Source organism: Halomonas sp. A020 (genome assembly GCF_027943625.1).
GTDB lineage: Bacteria > Pseudomonadota > Gammaproteobacteria > Pseudomonadales > Halomonadaceae > Vreelandella > Vreelandella piezotolerans.
The window spans coordinates 1767992-1784561 of record NZ_AP022850.1 but is presented as its reverse complement, the minus strand read 5'-3'; the positions used below and the strand labels follow the sequence as shown (position 1 = coordinate 1784561).

At 58.8% G+C, this 16570-nt stretch carries 18 protein-coding genes; 4 read left to right on the top strand and 14 right to left on the bottom strand.

Going from position 1 to position 16570, the window contains the following annotated elements; genetic code table 11:
• Positions 1-14: 14 nt before the first annotated feature.
• The gene (locus FRH_RS08375; protein WP_239285333.1) at positions 15-416 is read right to left on the bottom strand and encodes a helix-turn-helix transcriptional regulator; all 402 of its coding nucleotides are present in this window, start codon (positions 414-416) and stop codon (positions 15-17) included.
• Between the two features lie 160 nt (positions 417-576).
• Here FRH_RS08375 and FRH_RS08370 point away from each other — a divergent pair, with 160 nt between their 5' ends.
• Both FRH_RS08370 and FRH_RS08365 read left to right on the top strand, forming a co-directional pair.
• Positions 577-1959, top strand: a complete 1383-nt coding sequence (locus FRH_RS08370; RefSeq protein WP_281998051.1) for a sensor domain-containing diguanylate cyclase — start codon at positions 577-579, stop codon at positions 1957-1959.
• Between the two features lie 41 nt (positions 1960-2000).
• On the top strand, positions 2001-3200 hold the full coding sequence (locus FRH_RS08365; protein WP_219862720.1) for an FAD-dependent oxidoreductase: 1200 nt from the start codon (positions 2001-2003) through the stop codon (positions 3198-3200).
• Between the two features lie 12 nt (positions 3201-3212).
• Here the strand turns inward: FRH_RS08365 and FRH_RS08360 are convergent, their stop codons facing one another.
• Positions 3213-3632 (bottom strand): META domain-containing protein, encoded by a 420-nt coding sequence (locus tag FRH_RS08360; protein ID WP_239285361.1) that lies wholly within the window; start codon positions 3630-3632, stop codon positions 3213-3215.
• Positions 3633-3699: 67 nt separating this feature from the next.
• Positions 3700-4140 carry a lactoylglutathione lyase gene (gene gloA, locus FRH_RS08355; RefSeq protein ID WP_139528339.1) on the bottom strand — a complete coding sequence of 147 codons (441 nt, stop codon included), beginning with the start codon at positions 4138-4140 and terminating at the stop codon, positions 3700-3702.
• Positions 4141-4353: 213 nt separating this feature from the next.
• Here gloA and FRH_RS08350 point away from each other — a divergent pair, with 213 nt between their 5' ends.
• Positions 4354-5424 (top strand): metal-dependent hydrolase, encoded by a 1071-nt coding sequence (locus FRH_RS08350; RefSeq protein ID WP_239285339.1) that lies wholly within the window; start codon positions 4354-4356, stop codon positions 5422-5424.
• A gap of 23 nt (positions 5425-5447) precedes the next feature.
• On the opposite strand, the gene FRH_RS08345 is transcribed toward FRH_RS08350, so the two are convergent.
• The 9 genes from FRH_RS08345 to rho all read right to left on the bottom strand — a co-directional run bounded on the left by FRH_RS08345 (position 5448) and on the right by rho (position 12229).
• Positions 5448-6176 carry an MliC family protein gene (locus FRH_RS08345; protein WP_281998050.1) on the bottom strand — a complete coding sequence of 243 codons (729 nt, stop codon included), beginning with the start codon at positions 6174-6176 and terminating at the stop codon, positions 5448-5450.
• A gap of 48 nt (positions 6177-6224) precedes the next feature.
• Positions 6225-6734, bottom strand: coding sequence for a DUF3087 family protein (locus FRH_RS08340; protein ID WP_139528336.1), 510 nt, complete (start codon positions 6732-6734; stop codon positions 6225-6227).
• A gap of 61 nt (positions 6735-6795) precedes the next feature.
• Positions 6796-7869, bottom strand: coding sequence for a 3-deoxy-7-phosphoheptulonate synthase (locus FRH_RS08335; RefSeq protein WP_281998049.1), 1074 nt, complete (start codon positions 7867-7869; stop codon positions 6796-6798).
• A 3-nt stretch (positions 7870-7872) separates the two neighbouring features.
• A complete protein-coding gene (locus tag FRH_RS08330; RefSeq protein ID WP_139528334.1) occupies positions 7873-8052 on the bottom strand; it encodes a hypothetical protein in 180 nt (59 codons plus the stop codon).
• Between the two features lie 129 nt (positions 8053-8181).
• Positions 8182-8322 (bottom strand): hypothetical protein, encoded by a 141-nt coding sequence (locus FRH_RS08325; RefSeq protein ID WP_281998048.1) that lies wholly within the window; start codon positions 8320-8322, stop codon positions 8182-8184.
• A 102-nt stretch (positions 8323-8424) separates the two neighbouring features.
• Positions 8425-8553, bottom strand: coding sequence for a hypothetical protein (locus FRH_RS08320; RefSeq protein WP_255303977.1), 129 nt, complete (start codon positions 8551-8553; stop codon positions 8425-8427).
• A gap of 65 nt (positions 8554-8618) precedes the next feature.
• Complete coding sequence (locus tag FRH_RS08315) at positions 8619-9383, bottom strand: NAD(P)H-flavin reductase (protein ID WP_281998047.1); 765 nt, start codon at positions 9381-9383, stop codon at positions 8619-8621.
• 42 nt (positions 9384-9425) lie between these two features.
• Positions 9426-10919, bottom strand: coding sequence for a 4-hydroxy-3-polyprenylbenzoate decarboxylase (gene ubiD / locus FRH_RS08310; RefSeq protein WP_281998046.1), 1494 nt, complete (start codon positions 10917-10919; stop codon positions 9426-9428).
• Between the two features lie 50 nt (positions 10920-10969).
• Entirely contained in the window at positions 10970-12229 is a 1260-nt protein-coding gene (rho, locus tag FRH_RS08305) for a transcription termination factor Rho (protein WP_139528331.1), read from the bottom strand.
• Positions 12230-12706: 477 nt separating this feature from the next.
• Here rho and ppx point away from each other — a divergent pair, with 477 nt between their 5' ends.
• Positions 12707-14257 carry an exopolyphosphatase gene (gene ppx, locus FRH_RS08300; RefSeq protein ID WP_139528330.1) on the top strand — a complete coding sequence of 517 codons (1551 nt, stop codon included), beginning with the start codon at positions 12707-12709 and terminating at the stop codon, positions 14255-14257.
• Here ppx and tilS read toward each other — a convergent pair.
• Positions 14254-15543 (bottom strand): tRNA lysidine(34) synthetase TilS, encoded by a 1290-nt coding sequence (gene tilS, locus FRH_RS08295; RefSeq protein WP_239295797.1) that lies wholly within the window; start codon positions 15541-15543, stop codon positions 14254-14256. The genes ppx and tilS overlap by 4 nt on opposite strands.
• Positions 15524-16480, bottom strand: a complete 957-nt coding sequence (accA, locus tag FRH_RS08290) for an acetyl-CoA carboxylase carboxyl transferase subunit alpha (protein WP_139528328.1) — start codon at positions 16478-16480, stop codon at positions 15524-15526. The genes tilS and accA overlap by 20 nt, the downstream gene beginning before the upstream one ends.
• Between the last annotated feature and the right edge of the window lie 90 nt (positions 16481-16570).

Here is a 16570-nt window from a genome sequence, read left to right as displayed (position 1 = left end):
TTTCGCCCATGCAGTCATTCGCGCTCGGCACCTGCCGGCGAATCACCATAGGCTTTGGCAAACGTTTCTACCACGTCATGGACGATTTGACGCTGAGGGGGCGGCAGCGTCTTGTACATGGCCAGCAAATGACGCTCTTCTCTCGTGAGCGGGGTTTGCCACGGCCCTGACGGCTCGTTGACCGCATTCTCTTCGGTGCCGCCATAGCGCAGATAATGGGGCGTGACCGATAACCAACGCGCCAGTACCTGTAGCTTTTCCTGACTTGGAATCGAGTCTCCCCGCAACCAGCGCCTGACGGCCTGGAAGGTGATCGGTTTTCCCCAGTAGCGCAAATTGAATTCACGCTCCAGCACAGAGGGCCGCGTGTCGTACCCTGCCGTTTGCATGGAGGATTTCAGGCGCTCGGCAAACATGATTTTTTCATTCATGCCGCCAATGTGAATCGATTATTCAATAATGGTTGAATAATGATTTACCTTTTGGTTGAATCGTTAATTCAATTTCGATGTGACGTGACGCTCGGCCTTTGGCCAACATGGACGTGTTATCTCATGTATTGAGGAGTCATTCAGGATGAGCGAGCAACCTCTTTGTCATGAGCGCGACGAGCTTTACGACTCCCTGCTAACGATTAGCCAAGCACCGACGCCAACAGCGCTCTTCGAACGGATCGCTTACACGCTTCATAAAGCCACCCGTCAAACCCCCATCCTCGTTTACCATCGTACCAAGGCCCTGAAGCTACGTTTGGTCTATGGTTTTCCACCCACGTGTCCGCTAGAGGCCTATCCCCACCTAACGTCCATTTGCTCGCTCGATGCTCTGGCAGCCTCCAGGTTGCAGTATTATGAATTAAAAGGGGAAGCGGGAACATGGGGCTATGTCGCCCACCCCGCCTCGCGTCACGCGGCTTCTTCAAAATGGTGCAGTTTGATCGTCATGATGGCGGCGCAGCGGCTGCGCCTACTAAAAGTAGAGCAGCTGACTATGCAACGGGCCAAGTTGACATGTTACCGCCAACAACTCGCCGCCGATATCAGACGCTTTGCTGGTATCGAACAAATCCTCCAGCACCATGGGGAGCGCCTATGTCAACTCTTCGATGCCCAGGGCATTGCCTTGATGAGGCACCGTCAGCTTCACTGCTTGGGCGACTGCCCTCCTGAACGGCATCTTCTCGATGCGCTCGACACACTACCCAACGAGGCCTTGAGCAGCGGCACACTCGAGCTCGGTGGCCTGTGTCAGGGTGGCTTGGTGGCCCGCTTGGACATCGCGTGCTCCGCTCCATGTTGGCTACTGCTGTTTCGTCACACATCCCCTCTCAAACAGCCCTGCTCTCTCTCCGGCCCGGTGACTGATTGGCTGCCGATAGAGGCCTCCATGGTGAGGGAGCTGGCCGACGACATCGCCGTGGCGATTACCGCCATGGAGGTTGCCTACCTCAATCAGCAGTTGACGAAGACCAATCAGCGGCTGCAAGCGCTCGCCCGCCTGGACCCCTTGACCCAGTGCTGGAACCGCCACTACACCAACATGGTCCTGAACCGCCTCATCAGCTCGGACGTTACCCTCTCTGTCGTCCTGTTCGATGTCGACGACTTCAAGAAAATCAATGACACCTATGGCCACTCAGTGGGGGACGACGTATTAGGGCGTCTCAGCCGCGTTGTGCAGGACACACTACGCGAAGGGGATCATCTTGGCCGCTGGGGAGGCGAAGAATTTTTGATCATCCTTCAGGAGACGGATATCACGACCAGCTTACCTCTTGCACAGCGGCTGTGTAGCATCGTCTCGACGACGTTTTTCAAACTACCGTTCCCCGTCACGATCAGCATAGGTCTTACAGCCAAACAGTCAGGCGATACCGTGCGTCAATTAGTGGAACGCGCCGACCACGGCATGTACCTGGCCAAGAAAAGCGGCAAAAATCGGGTGGTCATAGGCGAATAACGCTCAGCAGCGGCGCCTCATCGCTCGTTCAAGGAGGCAACATGCAGAAATTACTGCTCATCGGTGCAGGCCACGCCCACGCCTTCGTGCTGGAGGCGTTTGCCTTACAGCCGGATAAAACGGTGTCGATCACCGTGGTGAGCGATAGCCGATTTGCCGCCTACTCGGGCAGCGTGCCTGCATGGTTAGCCGGGGAGTGCACGCTAAGGGAGACGCAGATGGATATTGCGGCACTCTGTAAGCGCGCAGGCGCTCACTTCATCGCGTCTCCCGCCGTGGCGCTCAGTACGAGCGAGCGCCAGATAACACTGGCAGATGGGAGCGTAGTGGCGTTTGACGTGGCCTCCTTCAACGTCGGCTCGACGCTAACGTTACCGCAAGTCATTGCTCCTAAAGGTAATGAAAATCGCGAGGCGAGTGCCGAGAAAAGTATCGAGAAGAGTGTCGAGAAAAATGCGCTGCCGACGCTGCTGGCCATGCGTCCGCTCAGCTCCTTGCACCATCGCTGGCAAGCATTACGCGAAGAGGTGGCTAAGCTGCCAGCCGGAGCACGCCAAAACGTCGTGAGCGTTGGCGGTGGCGCAGCAGGTTGCGAGACGCTGATGAGTGTCCTCGCGCGGCTTCGACAACAGCGCCCGGACATTCACTGGAAAGGCACACTGATCAGCGCCGCTGAGACGCTGCTGCCGGGGGCGGGTTGGCTGCCCCGCTGGTTAACGGCGCGGGCGCTCAAAAGCGCGGGCGTGCGCGTCCTCACAGGAGTGCGGGGGCGCGCCTTGGTACCTGGCGGTGTGCAAACCGACACTGGTGAGCACATCGAGACGGATATCGTACTCTGGGCGACCGGCGCCGTGGGCCAAACGTGGCTGCAACGAACGGCGCTGCCGCTGGATGAGAAAGGCTTTATTTCTGTGGACGAGGCGCTTCAAGTGACTGGCCAGCGCGGCATTTTTGCCGCTGGCGACTGCGCTGCGCTGCGCTCCTCCCCACTCCCTAAGGCAGGCGTTTATGCGGTGCGTATGGGCCCCGCATTAGCAGAGAATCTGCGGGCCGCCTGCCACGGTTTAACGCTCACCCCGTGGCAGCCTCCGCGTCGCGTGCTAGCACTGATTGGCACCGGCGACGGCCACGCGATTGCCAGCCGTGGGTCCATAGGCTTTTCGGGCCGCTGGGTATGGCAATGGAAACAGCGGATCGATGCGCGCTTTCTTGCCCGCTTCAATCCGCCTTTTACTGACTAAGCCGATAGCGGCTTAGTTAGCTTCTCGCCAACCGCCGAGGACGCGGCTATCTGGTCCGAAGAACACTAACCGGTCATGGTCGATCAAATACCGATAGGCATTATCTAGCATATCAGTCACCCGCTTGGCGCCCTCCATGTTCGGACACGCCATTCGGGTAGAGGCCAGCTCGCTAAACGAGATGCGTTGGCTTTCACCTAAACTCACCTTACCGGTGAACTGGTTGCAGCCATCAGAGCCGTTAACCTTCCCGTCGCGTCCAATGCGAAAGAACGGTGTCTCGGGCATGGAGAGCCGCTCATCGGTCCCTACCAGCAGTAAGTTCCAGCGCTGCTCCACTACCGGCCCAGAGAGCGTGCCGCCCTGCGGTACATCCGTTCGCTCTTGCTGCGGTGTGCTGCCACAAGCGCTCAGCAGCAGCGCAAGCCCCATTCCCATGATGATATGGCGGGTTTGTCCTTTCACCTTGTTCGTACTCCTTATGCGTTTTACCAGCGACTTACCAGCTACCCGTGTTTTCCATGGAGGCCCAAGGCTCCTGGGGAGACAATGCATCGCCTTTTTGTAACAGCTCGACAGAGATGCCGTCGGGCGACTTCACGAACGCCATGTGGCCGTCGCGGGGCGGACGGTTAATGGTCACGCCGTTATCCTGAAGTTTCTGGCAAAGGCCGTAAATATCGTCGACTCGGTAGGCCAAATGGCCGAAATTACGGCCACCCGTGTACTCTTCCGGGTCCCAGTTGTAGGTCAACTCGAGCTCGGGGGCAGTAAGGCGCTCGGAGCGGGCTTCGTCGTCGGGTGCGGCGAGAAACACCAGTGTAAAGCGACCTTTTTCGTTCTCTTTACGGCGCACTTCTTTGAGGCCCAGCAACTCACAATAAAAGTGAAGCGAGGCGTCCAAGTCACTGACACGTACCATGGTATGTAAAAACTGCATGTCATTTCCTCTTCATCGAAAAAGGGTAATTATATCCTGTAAAACCGTAGCGCACGTTGTCGCGCGGGTCATGTGGCACCCTCAAAACATAGACAAGAGTGCCACATTAAAATAGAAGATAGATGTGCTGTACAATAATGTCATGGTTGTGCATCTCGTGCGTCATGCCAAGTAACTATGACGATTCGCTATCGGCTCGTCGAGGAGAGGTCTGTGGATTCGATTACGCAAGCAGCGCTTGGGGCAGCCGTCGGAGGGGTGGTATTGGGTAAGCGCCTGGGCAGAAAGGCCATCGTCATAGGTGCGCTACTGGGTACTCTACCCGATTTGGACGTAGCGCTGGATTATGGCGACGCCATTGCCAACGTCACCGAGCACCGTGGCTTCAGCCATTCCCTGTTCGTATTGACGGGCCTTGCCACGCTGCTAGCCGTGCTCTGCGCTCGCTTCGCGCCACCGCAGGACATCTCGTTTGGCCGCTGGTGGAGCTTTTTTACGCTGATATTGGTGACGCACCCCCTGCTCGATTCGCTCACCACCTATGGCACACAACTGCTATGGCCGCTGGACGCGCCACCGGTCGCGTGGCCTATCGTCTTCATCATCGACCCTTTTTACACGCTGCCGCTGCTGATAGCGCTCACCATTGCCAGCGTCTCCGGCAAGGTACACAGCGCTTGCCGAGCGGGGCTAGCCATCTCCTGCGTTTATCTCATAGCAGCGGCTGGCGCCAAGTGGAGCGTGGAGCAACGTCTTGCACCGACACTGGCCGACGCAGATTTACAGACGGCTCCTGTACTGATTCAACCGACGCCGTTCAACATCGCGCTATGGCGGGCGACGGTCATCGACGATGATCGTTATTACGAGAGTTTGATCAGCGTGTTCGATCGTGAACGGGCCCCAGCCTTGGAGCCGTTGCGTCGTAACGTCGAGCTGGAGCCAAGTGCTCTGGAGGGGCCGCTAGGCCAGCGGCTTACATGGTTCACTGGGCCGTTCTTACGTTTCGAGACACGTCACATCGATGGGCAAGAGACGCTTATCGCCACTGACATTCGGCTAGGCTTTCCCGGTTTTCATCCTTTCAACTTTACCCTAGCAACCCGAGAAGGCGATCGCTGGGTACCCGTTGCGATCAGTGAAGAAGTACGCAGCCCCAGAGGACTGCACTTGGCGACACTGGCACGTCTTGCCGCCCGGGCGGGCGGCGATGTATCGGCCCTGTGCGCCAGCGACTACGTAGAGCCACAGTGGCGCGCAGAGCCGTTCCTCTATCGCTGCTAATGGCCGTACAAGGCCATGACAGGCTACGGCGCAATGCCTTGTGCACATCCTTTATATTGTTCGCCATCAATGGTGAACGTCACGCGAGCAGGATAGGGTTCGCCACTCATGTCGTCGAAACAGGCACCTGATTCAATACGTACGCGGAAAAACTGCTCGGCGTTGGCATTCTCGATCACCACCCGGCCCGCGTCGTTATCCATCACGCTGACCATATAGGGCATGGTCGCCGTGTCGCTGCCGTAATTAGTGGTCCAGGTCATGACGGGCGCATCGTTCGCCAGTTCGATCGTCCAGCCGGGCTCGTTACCGCGGGCTAACAACATCACACCCGGGTGGCTGCCACGCGTGGCAATCTCCCGCTGAACCCCTTGATGGCATTGTAGCTGCCCTCGCGGCGTTTCGATTTGCGCCCGATCGCCGCGATTCCAGAAGCTGATATCGCCATCCTGATAACGGGCACCGCTGGCCACTACGGCTTGAGGCAATCGCCACGCACCGTGCAACGACCACAGCCGTAACTCGTTCCCATTGACGGCCGTGACCAAGTCTTGATTGGCTGGTTGGCAGTTCCAGGCCTGAAAACGCTCGGCGCTGCCGGGAAACAGCACCGAAGGCAGCAGCGGCGCGCTGCTCTGCACGGTGGTTTTCACTGGCTGCTCATCGACTGGCGCACTGGTGGCGCAGCCGCCCAGCAGTATCGCGGTCGCTACCGCGGTGGCGAGTAGTAGTGATGCCGTATTAGCCTTCATCGAACGTGCTCCCTATCGAATCCCTCATTTCATGGCTTATTACACCACTTACTTCTTAAAAGCGCTCAGGTCGTGCGGGTCGAACGTAGCTACCTCTTTGGGTAGCCCTAGTTCGTCACGCTTTACTTTGACCTGCATTTTTTCTGCGAGCCGTTCGGCATCGTCATCGGTGGTGCGGCCGTTCAGTTCTGCCAGTTGAGCCATGCCTTGGTGGTAGAAGGTCAGAATATCCAGCGCTAAACGATTATCCTGTTCCACCGCACGGCGCAGCGGCTGCAGATAGCTACTAATGCGCGACAAGTGGTGCTTGAGCTGCCAAACGTAGCGCATTTCGGCCATCCACGGGCGCTCTCTGAGCGCAGCGAACATGGCGCTGGTGGCGAGCAGGCCCAGCAGAACGCCCAGCGCGTTCAGCCAGATGCTGCTTCCAAAGGTAGCGGTGAGCAGCATGGAAAACAGCAGGCCAAAAATGATCAGTTGCCCGGCCATTGCCACGCTGATGATACGGGCTTTGCGACGGTACGTAGCAGGGTCGTGCTGTTCAAGGGTAAAGGCCATGGCCAACCTCGTGATCGAAAGGAGTCCTTATGATACGGGGCTGGCCGGGTCAGTCAACGCGCTAGGTCAGTCGCTCCGCGGCGGTTTTCAGCAAGCGCTCGGTGGTCTCCCAGCTGACGCAGGCATCAGTGACCGAGACGCCGTAGCGTAGCGCACTGGGCGTCAACGCTTGTTTGCCTTCGTACAAATGACTCTCTAGCATCAATGCCACCAAATTTGCGTCGCCCGCTTGACGCTGAGCCAATACGTCCAGCATGACTTCACTTTGGCGGCGGTGATCCTTACGGGCGTTGGCGTGGCTACAGTCCACCATCAAGCGCGGATTCTGGCCCGCCTCGCATAGCGTATTCACGGCGCGGTGCACATGGTGCGCTTGGTAATTAGGTTCACCGTGACCACCGCGTAATACCACATGGGTGTGTGGGTTGCCTGCGGTCTCCTGCATGATCGGGCGGCCCTGACTATCCATGGCAAAACGCTGATGGGAGTGGGCCGCCGCCTGCATGGCATCGATGGCTACCTGCACGTCACCGCTGGTGGCATTTTTGAAGCCTACGGCAGCGCTGAGATCGCTAGCCAATTCACGGTGTAGCTGGGACTCCGTGGTGCGCGCCCCAATCGCCACCCAGCTCAGCAGGTCATCCAGGTAGGGGGCCAGCATCGGCTGCAATAGCTCGGTGGCTATCGGCAGGCCGCGGGAGGCGACGGCGTGCATCAATTCACGAGATAGTGTCATACCGCGCGGCATATCACCGCTACCATCCAGATCAGGATCGTAGGCCAGCCCTTTCCAACCGACCGTAGTGCGCGGCTTCTCAACGTACACCCGCATCACCGGCAGAATCCGTTCGCTCACCTCGTCGCTGAGCGCTGTCAAACGATCCGCGTACTCCAGGGCAGCATCCGGGTCGTGGATGGAGCAGGGTCCTACCACGACGAGCAGGCGATCATCATGCCCGTTGAGAATACGCTGCACCGCTTGGCGCTGCTGATCGATTTGGGAACGGAGCGTGCTGTTCACACTCACCCGCTGACGCAGCTCAGCGGGTAGCGGCAGAGCCGTTGCAGACATGAGCGAGGAAGCCGGGGCAGTCGTGGGGCAAGCAGTATTGGCAGTATGGATAGGGGCATTCATCAGTTAACTCTCCGAATTCGTAGGGCATAGCGCGTGACATCGCATCACCAACTTGCCACCCAAATGGGCACGGTCGGAGGTGGCAGCTAGCACCGACCGCGCGACGCTAAATCGCCAGCCATAGCCATAGCCGATATAACGGATGGCGTTCAGACTAGCGATAAAGTGTGCGCGGTAAGACATGGTGCAGCTCCTGAATGAATGACGTATGAAATGTGGTTGCGTAAAACGAAAGAAGCCTCGGTGGAGTTACCCACCGAGGCTTCTTTGCATGCGGCAGGCAACCGGAGCGGTGTGCCTGCTGGCGCGACGCTAAGCGTCAGCCAGGGGCACACCGTGGCTAAACCAATACGCTGCATAGTAACCGAATTGAGTGACACCGACGCTCGCCCAAGCGTACGTCACCGTTTCCGGTTTGGCGGTGACGCTTGATGACAGCGTGCCGTGTAGCATGGGGCTTCCTCAATCGATTAATGACGAACTATCTTTATCCTGCCTGCGCAGGCGCCAAATGGCAACCGAGAATTTGCGTGCGGGTTGCCCATGAGCAAGTGATTAGCTGCCGAACGCTTGGATCCAACCAATCGTGGCGGGCAGTGCACTCATACCGACCAAGACCACGATGCCCAGTATGATCGGCAGAATGCCAGAATCGTCTTTGAAATTGTCGTCGTGATGGGCCATGACAGCCTCCTCAATAGCGGATCGAGTTGACGGCTTAAGCCGTACACTAAAAGTGATCAATCATTTTAGTGAGGCCGAGGAGCGTAGGCAAACACATCCGAAAACATTTGCGCACTGCTCACCCCAAAACGTTCCAGCACGTCCACGCAAGCGTACACCATGCCGGGCGAGCCCGAGAGGTAGACATCGCAATCGCTTGGCTGGATGGGGGCCTTGGCAAGCTCACTCTCCAACACCAAGTCGACGCGACCTTGGTGATGGACGATGCGTTCTCCAGAAGCGAGCGGCTCGGTGAGCGGAAACTCGGTAACGGCATGGAACGCTATGTGGTCATGCTGCTGTGCCCATGCGCAGGCGAGGTCTTCGGCATACAGGTCACGGTGCTCACGGTTTGCCCACCATAGCGAAATGGGTCGTGTGGGCTGGTCACGCAGGGCAGCCTCGACGATGGCCTTCATCTGGGCGAACCCCGTCCCTGCGGCAATCAGCAGTAGCGGACGCTCACTCTGGTTATCCAACACGCACTCTCCGCTCGGCAAACGAACGGTGAGCTGATTCGCCACCTGTAGCAGTTGGCGTAGACGTTGGGAGTTATCTCGCTCGGGCCAGTGCTGAATCTGTAACTCCAGCGTGCCGTCGCCTCTGTCGCAGCTCGCAATCGAGAAGGGCACCCACGTGGCCTCGTCCAGCATTAGCTCGAGGTACTGACCGGGCGCATGCTGCATTGCCTCAGCGCGACCGGCAAGCGTCACTTGGAACACGTCGGGATTGAGGTCCTCGACGGCGGTGACTTGGCAGGTTAGCGTTTTGCACGTTAACGTAGCGCTCATGAAAGCCTCTTTGTGGAAAGTCGTTCGGCCCCGCACATCCGCTTAACCATGACGCGGTGTGGGTAGCGGAATATCAATGCCCAGTTCGCCCCAGCGCTCGTCGACACGGGTTTTCACCGCTTCGTCCATAACGATGGGCGTCCCCCACTCGCGGTCGGTTTCGCCGGGCCATTTATTGGTCGCGTCCAATCCCATTTTTGAGCCAAGCCCAGACACTGGCGACGCAAAGTCGAGGTAGTCGATGGGGGTATTTTCGACCATGACGGTGTCTCGAGCAGGGTCCATACGCGTGGTGATCGCCCACATCACGTCTTCCCAATTTCGTGCATCCACATCGTCATCCAGCACGATGACGAATTTGGTGTACATGAACTGGCGCAAGAAGCTCCATACGCCCATCATCACGCGCTTGGCGTGACCAGGGTACTGCTTCTTCATGGTGACGACCGCCATGCGGTAAGAGCACCCTTCCGGAGGCAAGTAGAAGTCGACGATCTCAGGAAACTGCTTGCATAGGATGGGCACGAACACTTCGTTGAGCGCCACACCTAAAATGGCAGGCTCATCGGGGGGACGGCCAGTGTACGTGGAGTGATAGATGGCGTCGCGACGCATGGTCATGCGTGTCACAGTGAAAACGGGAAAGTGATCCACCTCGTTGTAGTACCCAGTGTGGTCACCAAACGGCCCTTCTGGCGCCATGTCATCCGGATAGATGAACCCTTCCAGGATGATTTCGCTGGAGGCGGGCACGTCGAGGTCCGCATGGCCACATTTCACTAGCTCGGTGCGCGAGCCGCGCAGCAGGCCTGCAAAGGCATATTCGGAGAGCGTGTCCGGCACGGGCGTCACCGCACCGAGAATGGTCGCCGGGTCGGCGCCTAACGCCACCGCGACGGGGAACGGTTCGCCGGGATGGGCTTTTTGGAACTCGAGAAAATCCAGCGCGCCGCCGCGATGGGAGAGCCAGCGCATGATCACGCGATTCTTTCCGATCTTTTGCTGGCGATAGATGCCCAGGTTTTGGCGCTTTTTATGGGGGCCTTTGGTGATCACCAGCGGCCACGTGACCAGCGGTGCCGCATCGCCCGGCCAGCAGTGCTGAATCGGCAAGCGCCCCAAGTCCACGTCATCGCCTTCGTAAACGACTTCCTGAACCGGCGCACGCTTGACGCTCTTGGGCCCCATGCTGAGCACTTGCTTGAAGATCGGCAATTTGTCCCAAGCGTCTTTTAACCCTTTGGGCGGGTCTGGCTCCTTCAAAAATGCCAAGAGCTTGCCCACTTCGCGCAGCGCCTCGACTGAATCCTGCCCCATGCCCAGCGCGACCCGTTTTGGGGTGCCGAACAGGTTTCCCAACAGCGGCATGTCGTGACCCTTCACATTTTCGAACAATAGTGCAGGACCACCGGCACGCAGCGTGCGGTCGCAGATTTCGGTGATTTCCAAGTAGGGATCTACTTCGGCCGTGATGCGCTTAAGTTCACCCTGCGCCTCCAGCGTTGCGATAAAGTCACGCAGATCGTTGTACTTCAATGCCCTCTCCTCAACCCGGCTGTCTGGCGGAACCGCCACCCTGGAGCGCCTTAACGGCGTTTCATGGCTTCGAAGAATTCGAGATTGGTCTTGGTGTCTTTCAGACGATCGATCAAGAACTCGGTGGCCGCGGTATCTTCCATCGGGTTGAGCAGTTTTCGTAGGATCCACATACGCTGCATTTCATCTTCAGAGGCCAATAGATCCTCACGGCGAGTGCCGCTGCGGCGAATGTTGATCGCCGGGAAGACACGCTTCTCCGCCAGTTTGCGGTCAAGGTGCGCTTCCATGTTACCGGTGCCCTTGAACTCTTCGAAGATGACTTCGTCCATTTTCGAGCCGGTATCGACCAGCGCGGTGGCGATGATCGTCAGGCTGCCGCCCTCTTCGATATTACGCGCCGCCCCAAAGAAGCGTTTCGGCTTCTCGAGTGCATGGGCATCCACACCACCGGTGAGCACCTTGCCAGAGCTGGGTACGACGGTGTTGTAAGCACGCGCCAAGCGAGTGATGGAGTCGAGCAGGATCACCACGTCTTTCTTGTGCTCAACCAAGCGCTTGGCTTTTTCGATGACCATTTCGGCTACCTGTACGTGGCGGGCAGGCGGCTCATCGAAGGTGGAGGCGACCACTTCACCGCGCACGGTGCGGGACATCTCGGTGACTTCCTCCGGGCGCTCGTCGATCAGTAGCACGATCAGATGACACTCGGGGTTATTGCGCGTGATCGAGGTCGCGATGTTCTGCAGCATCAGTGTCTTACCCGCTTTCGGGGGAGACACCAGCAGGCCGCGCTGACCTTTACCGATGGGCGCGGTCAGATCGATGATCCGGGCGGTCAGATCTTCGGTCGACCCGTTGCCGATCTCCATACGCAGACGGTCGTTCGGAAACAGCGGCGTCAGGTTCTCGAAGAGAATCTTGTGCTTGGCATTTTCCGGACGATCAAAGTTGATCTGGCTGACTTTGAGCAGCGCAAAATAGCGCTCGCCCTCTTTGGGCGGACGAATTTTGCCGGAAATGGAGTCGCCCTTGCGCAGATTGAAACGACGAATCTGTGAAGGCGATACGTAGATATCGTCCGGTCCGGCGAGGTACGAACTGTCGGCACTACGCAGGAAGCCGAAGCCATCCTGAAGAATTTCCAGCACACCGTCGCCATAAATATCCTCGCCGCTTTTGGCATGCTTCTTGAGGATGGCGAAAATGATGTCCTGTTTGCGCGAACGGGCCAGGTTGTCGATGCCCATTTCACGGGCGATATCGAGCAGCTCGGGAACGGTTTTTTGCTTGAGTTCAGTGAGATTCATCGGTGTGTTAGAAAATTGCTCATGAAAGCTAGGCGCTAAGCGCCAGGAATAAGACAGGAGGCTTGGCCGATATCATAGGGTCAATATCATAGGGCTAAGCGCCGAGTGATGCGTTCAGACCCCATTTAGGCACACGCTCGCGTGGTAAAAGCCGGGCAGTCGCCATAACGATACCTAATACGTAAAAGCGGTATCACTGACTGCTTAGCATGAGGGTGCAAATAAACTAGCTAATCTGATTGGCACGGAGAATGCGTTTCAGCGGGTTGTCTGACGACTTGGACATCTGGCTGATGCCATCTGGGTACGTACTGCTCGGGGTGCCCGAGTCAGTGCGCTTGTTTAGACGAACAAGCCAACTCGGATCAAGCCAGTAGCTCGATGGTAGTCAAGCCCCGCGACAAACGCAAGCCTTTGGCAATTGACAATAGTCAGAGGTCGCAGCAACCTTGGCATAGCCAATTTGAAGGATAGCTCATGCCCAAGGACATTTCGCTCCCCATCGCCGCCGCCCCTGCCGAGTTCGAGAGCGGCGAGCCGCAGCGCCTAGCCGCCATTGACCTGGGCTCCAATAGCTTTCACCTGCTGGTGGCTAATTACCAAAATGAACGATTGCAAGTCGTGGCACGCCTGGGCGAGAAGGTCCAACTGGCGGCAGGACTCGACGAAAACGGTTATCTCAGCGAAGCCGCCATGCAGCGCGCGCTCGACTGTCTGGGCCGATTTGCGCCGTTTTTGACCGATATTGAGGGGTCTCACCTGCGCATCGTGGGGACCAACGCGCTGCGAGACGCCCATAATAGCCAAACGTTCATCGAACGAGCGGAGGCGCAGCTCGGCCACGCCATCGAAATCATCGCCGGGCGTGAAGAAGCCCGTCTGATCTATCTGGGCGCCGCCCACGCGCTGGCCGAAAGCGGCCGACGCTTGATTGTCGATATTGGCGGTGGCTCTACCGAATTCATTATTGGCGAAGCCTTCGAGCCCAAAGCGCTGGAGAGTCTGCGCATGGGGTGCGTTACCTTTACCAGCCGTTTTTTCGCCGATGGCGATCTGACGGAAAAACGTATGCGTCGCGCCGAGCTGGCGGCCCTCTCGGAGCTGGCCAATATACAGCGCCCCTACCAGCGCCTAGGGTGGGACGACCCCGTTGGCTCCAGCGGCACGATCAAGGCCGCCGCTAGCGTCCTGTTCGCCTATGGCGACACGCCACAAGAAGGCGTAATCACACGCAGCGGGCTCAAGAAGCTGCGCGAGCGGCTGCTCAAATGCAAACAGCTCGACAAAGTGGAATTGGAGGGATTGAAGCCTGATCGTGCGCGCGTTTTCCCTGCAGGCATTGCCATCTTGAGCGCTATCTTCGAGGCGTTCGACCTCGAACAGATGCGCTTTGCAGATGGCGCGCTGCGTGAAGGAGTCCTGTACGACATGGCGGGACGCAATAGCGCCGAAGACACCCGCTCCAACACGTTGGAGATGCTCAAACGGGTCTACGACGTCGATACGCGCCAGGCGGACAACGTCGCCGACACGGCCAATCGTCTGTTCGAAGCGATTAAAAAGCCGTGGGGGTTGACCGCCGAGCAGGGCCACTATCTGACGTGGGCTAGCCATGTGCATGAAATCGGTCTGGCCATCTCCCATAGCCAGTTTCATCGCCACGGCGCTTATCTATTGGAGCACTCCGACCTAGCCGGATTTTCACGCCCCGAGCAGCGGTTGCTGGCGTTTTTGGTGCGTGCCCATCGGCGTAAATTCCCCATTAAAGAGTGGCAAGCGCTGCCGGCGTCCCAGCAGGCCAGCGCAGTCAAACTGGCGCGCTTGCTGCGTCTCGCGGTCTTGATCAACCACTCGCGCCCGGAAGGCGCGCCGATCCCGCCCGAGATCACGGTGGATCATCAAGGTGAAACGATGACCATCACGCTGCCCCCCAGCGATGAACCAACGCTGCTCAGCACTGATTTAGAGCAGGAGCAGGCGTTCATGACCAACGCAGGTTTGACGCTTCATTTGAACATACCGACCTAACACTCGTGCTCGAACGTGACCCCCTTCGCCTGCCAAAGTACCTTGGCAGGCGGTTGGAGCACGCCTAGACAGCGCTCTCCCGCCATGACGATCACCAAACGCCTGCGCTCCCAGGGTGGCAGCGCCTGCTCTTGCAGCCAGCGTTTGAGATCACGCCGACCGCGCCCAGGCAGGTCGAGCACCTCGCCGCCCTGTCGCCAGCGCAGCATAACGGGGGCGGTGCGGTCGCCATCGACGCCTAGTCGCAGCTGCAGCGGCCCCAGTGGCGTTGAAACCCCCGGCGCGCCGTTCCACGGCGTTTGCCAATTTGGCAGCGCAACCAATGGCGCCATCAGATACAGCCTGTGCCGCCATACCCGCGCCTGGGCACCGGACCACTCGACGAGCACCTGGGCATCCTGGGCAGCGCTGAGCTGGCCGAGCAGGCTGGTCAAGCGTGCCTGGGGAGGCGTCGGCAGCCCGCATTGCTGGCAGAGTGTGCGCACCAGCAGGCGCTGGCGGGGTAGTGGCAGCGCCATCAGTGCCGACGCGTCGAGACAGCCCGGCGCTAACGTGAGTCCGGCCAGCTCATCGGCAGCGTAGCTGGCGAGCAGCGTATCGGCCTCACCAGCCAAGCCTGCACTTTGGGCCAGGGAGCGCACCGCCCCTGGCCAGCGCTGGGTCAGCGTTGGCAGGATCTCATGGCGCAAGCGGTTGCGATCGAATGCTATATCGCGATTGCTGGGGTCTTCACACCAATCAAGCGACAGCGCGTGGGCCGTATCGGCCAGGGTTTGACGCGTGACGCCAAGCCACGGGCGCAGCAGCGTGATGCCCTGCCACTCCCGTCGAAATGGCATGCCTGCCAGCCCACGAATGCCGCTACCCCGCAACGCTGCCAGCAGCAGCGTTTCTGCCTGATCGTCCTGGTGCTGCGCCAGCCATAGGGTGTCACCCGCAGGCACATGCAGCGCAAAGGCCGCGTAGCGGGCACGCCGGGCGGCGGCTTCCACACCGTCTCCCTTGACGTCCACGGCCACACGCTCGATGGTGAGTGGGACGCTCAGGCGCTGGCACAGCCGCTGACAGTGGCTTTCGAAGTCATTGGAGGCGGCTTGAAGACCGTGATTGACGTGCAACGCGCGCAGTCTATTGCCGCTGCCGCGACACACCTCGGCAGCCAGCGCCAGCAGCAACGAGGAGTCCAAGCCGCCGGAGAGGGCAACCCAAACGCAACGCCCTGGCGGGGTCTCCGCCAGGGCGTCTTCGAGCAGGCCTAACAGCCGTTTAGGCGGCTGGGGCGCCATAGCTCATCAGCCGCGCATAGCGGCGCTCTAGCAGGGCGTCGCTATCCAGCGCCTGCAGGCGTTCGAGGCTGGCCGACAGCGCTTCTTTAACCCGCGCTGCGGTATCGATCGGGTGACGATGAGCGCCGCCCAGCGGCTCTTTGATCAACGAGTCCACGAAGCCCAGCTCCTTCAAACGCTCGGCCGTAATGCCCATGGCCTGAGCCGCGTCGGAGGCTTTCTCGGCGCTCTTCCACAAAATGGAGGCGCAGCCTTCCGGAGAAATCACCGAGTAGGTCGAGTACTGCAGCATGTGCAACTCGTCGCACACACCGATCGCCAGCGCTCCACCGGAGCCACCCTCGCCTACCACGGTGGAGACGATCGGCGTCTTCAAACGTGACATGACCGCCAAGTTATAAGCAATCGCTTCCGACTGGCCGCGCTCTTCGGCATCGATACCCGGGTAGGCCCCTGGGGTGTCGATGAACGTCAGGATCGGCATCTTGAAACGCTCGGCCATCTCCATCAGACGGCAGGCCTTGCGATAGCCTTCCGGACGCGGCATGCCGAAATTACGGCGCACTTTCTCTTTCACGTCGCGACCTTTCTGATGCCCAATCACCATGACCGGGGCGTCGTTCAAACGGGCGACCCCGCCGACCAAAGCGGCATCGTCGGCAAAGTTACGGTCGCCGTGCAGCTCGTCGAAATCGGTAAAGATGTGCGCTAGGTAGTCCAGCGTGTAAGGACGCTGGGGGTGCCGCGAGAGCTGCGACACCTGCCACGGTGTCAGGTCTTTGAAGATGGATTCCGTTAACTTGCGGCTCTTCTCCTCCAGCCGTGAAATCTCATCGGAGAGATTCACTTGGCTGTCAGAACTCACCAAACGCAGCTCCTCAATTTTTGCCTGGAGTTCGGCAACGGGCTGTTCAAAATCGAGATAGTTAGGATTCATCGGCTCTGCCTGTAAGCTGCCTATAAAAAAATAAGCCTTGTCGAAACGAGCATATTGGGCGCCATTATCGCACCCTGACCCTGCCACGCA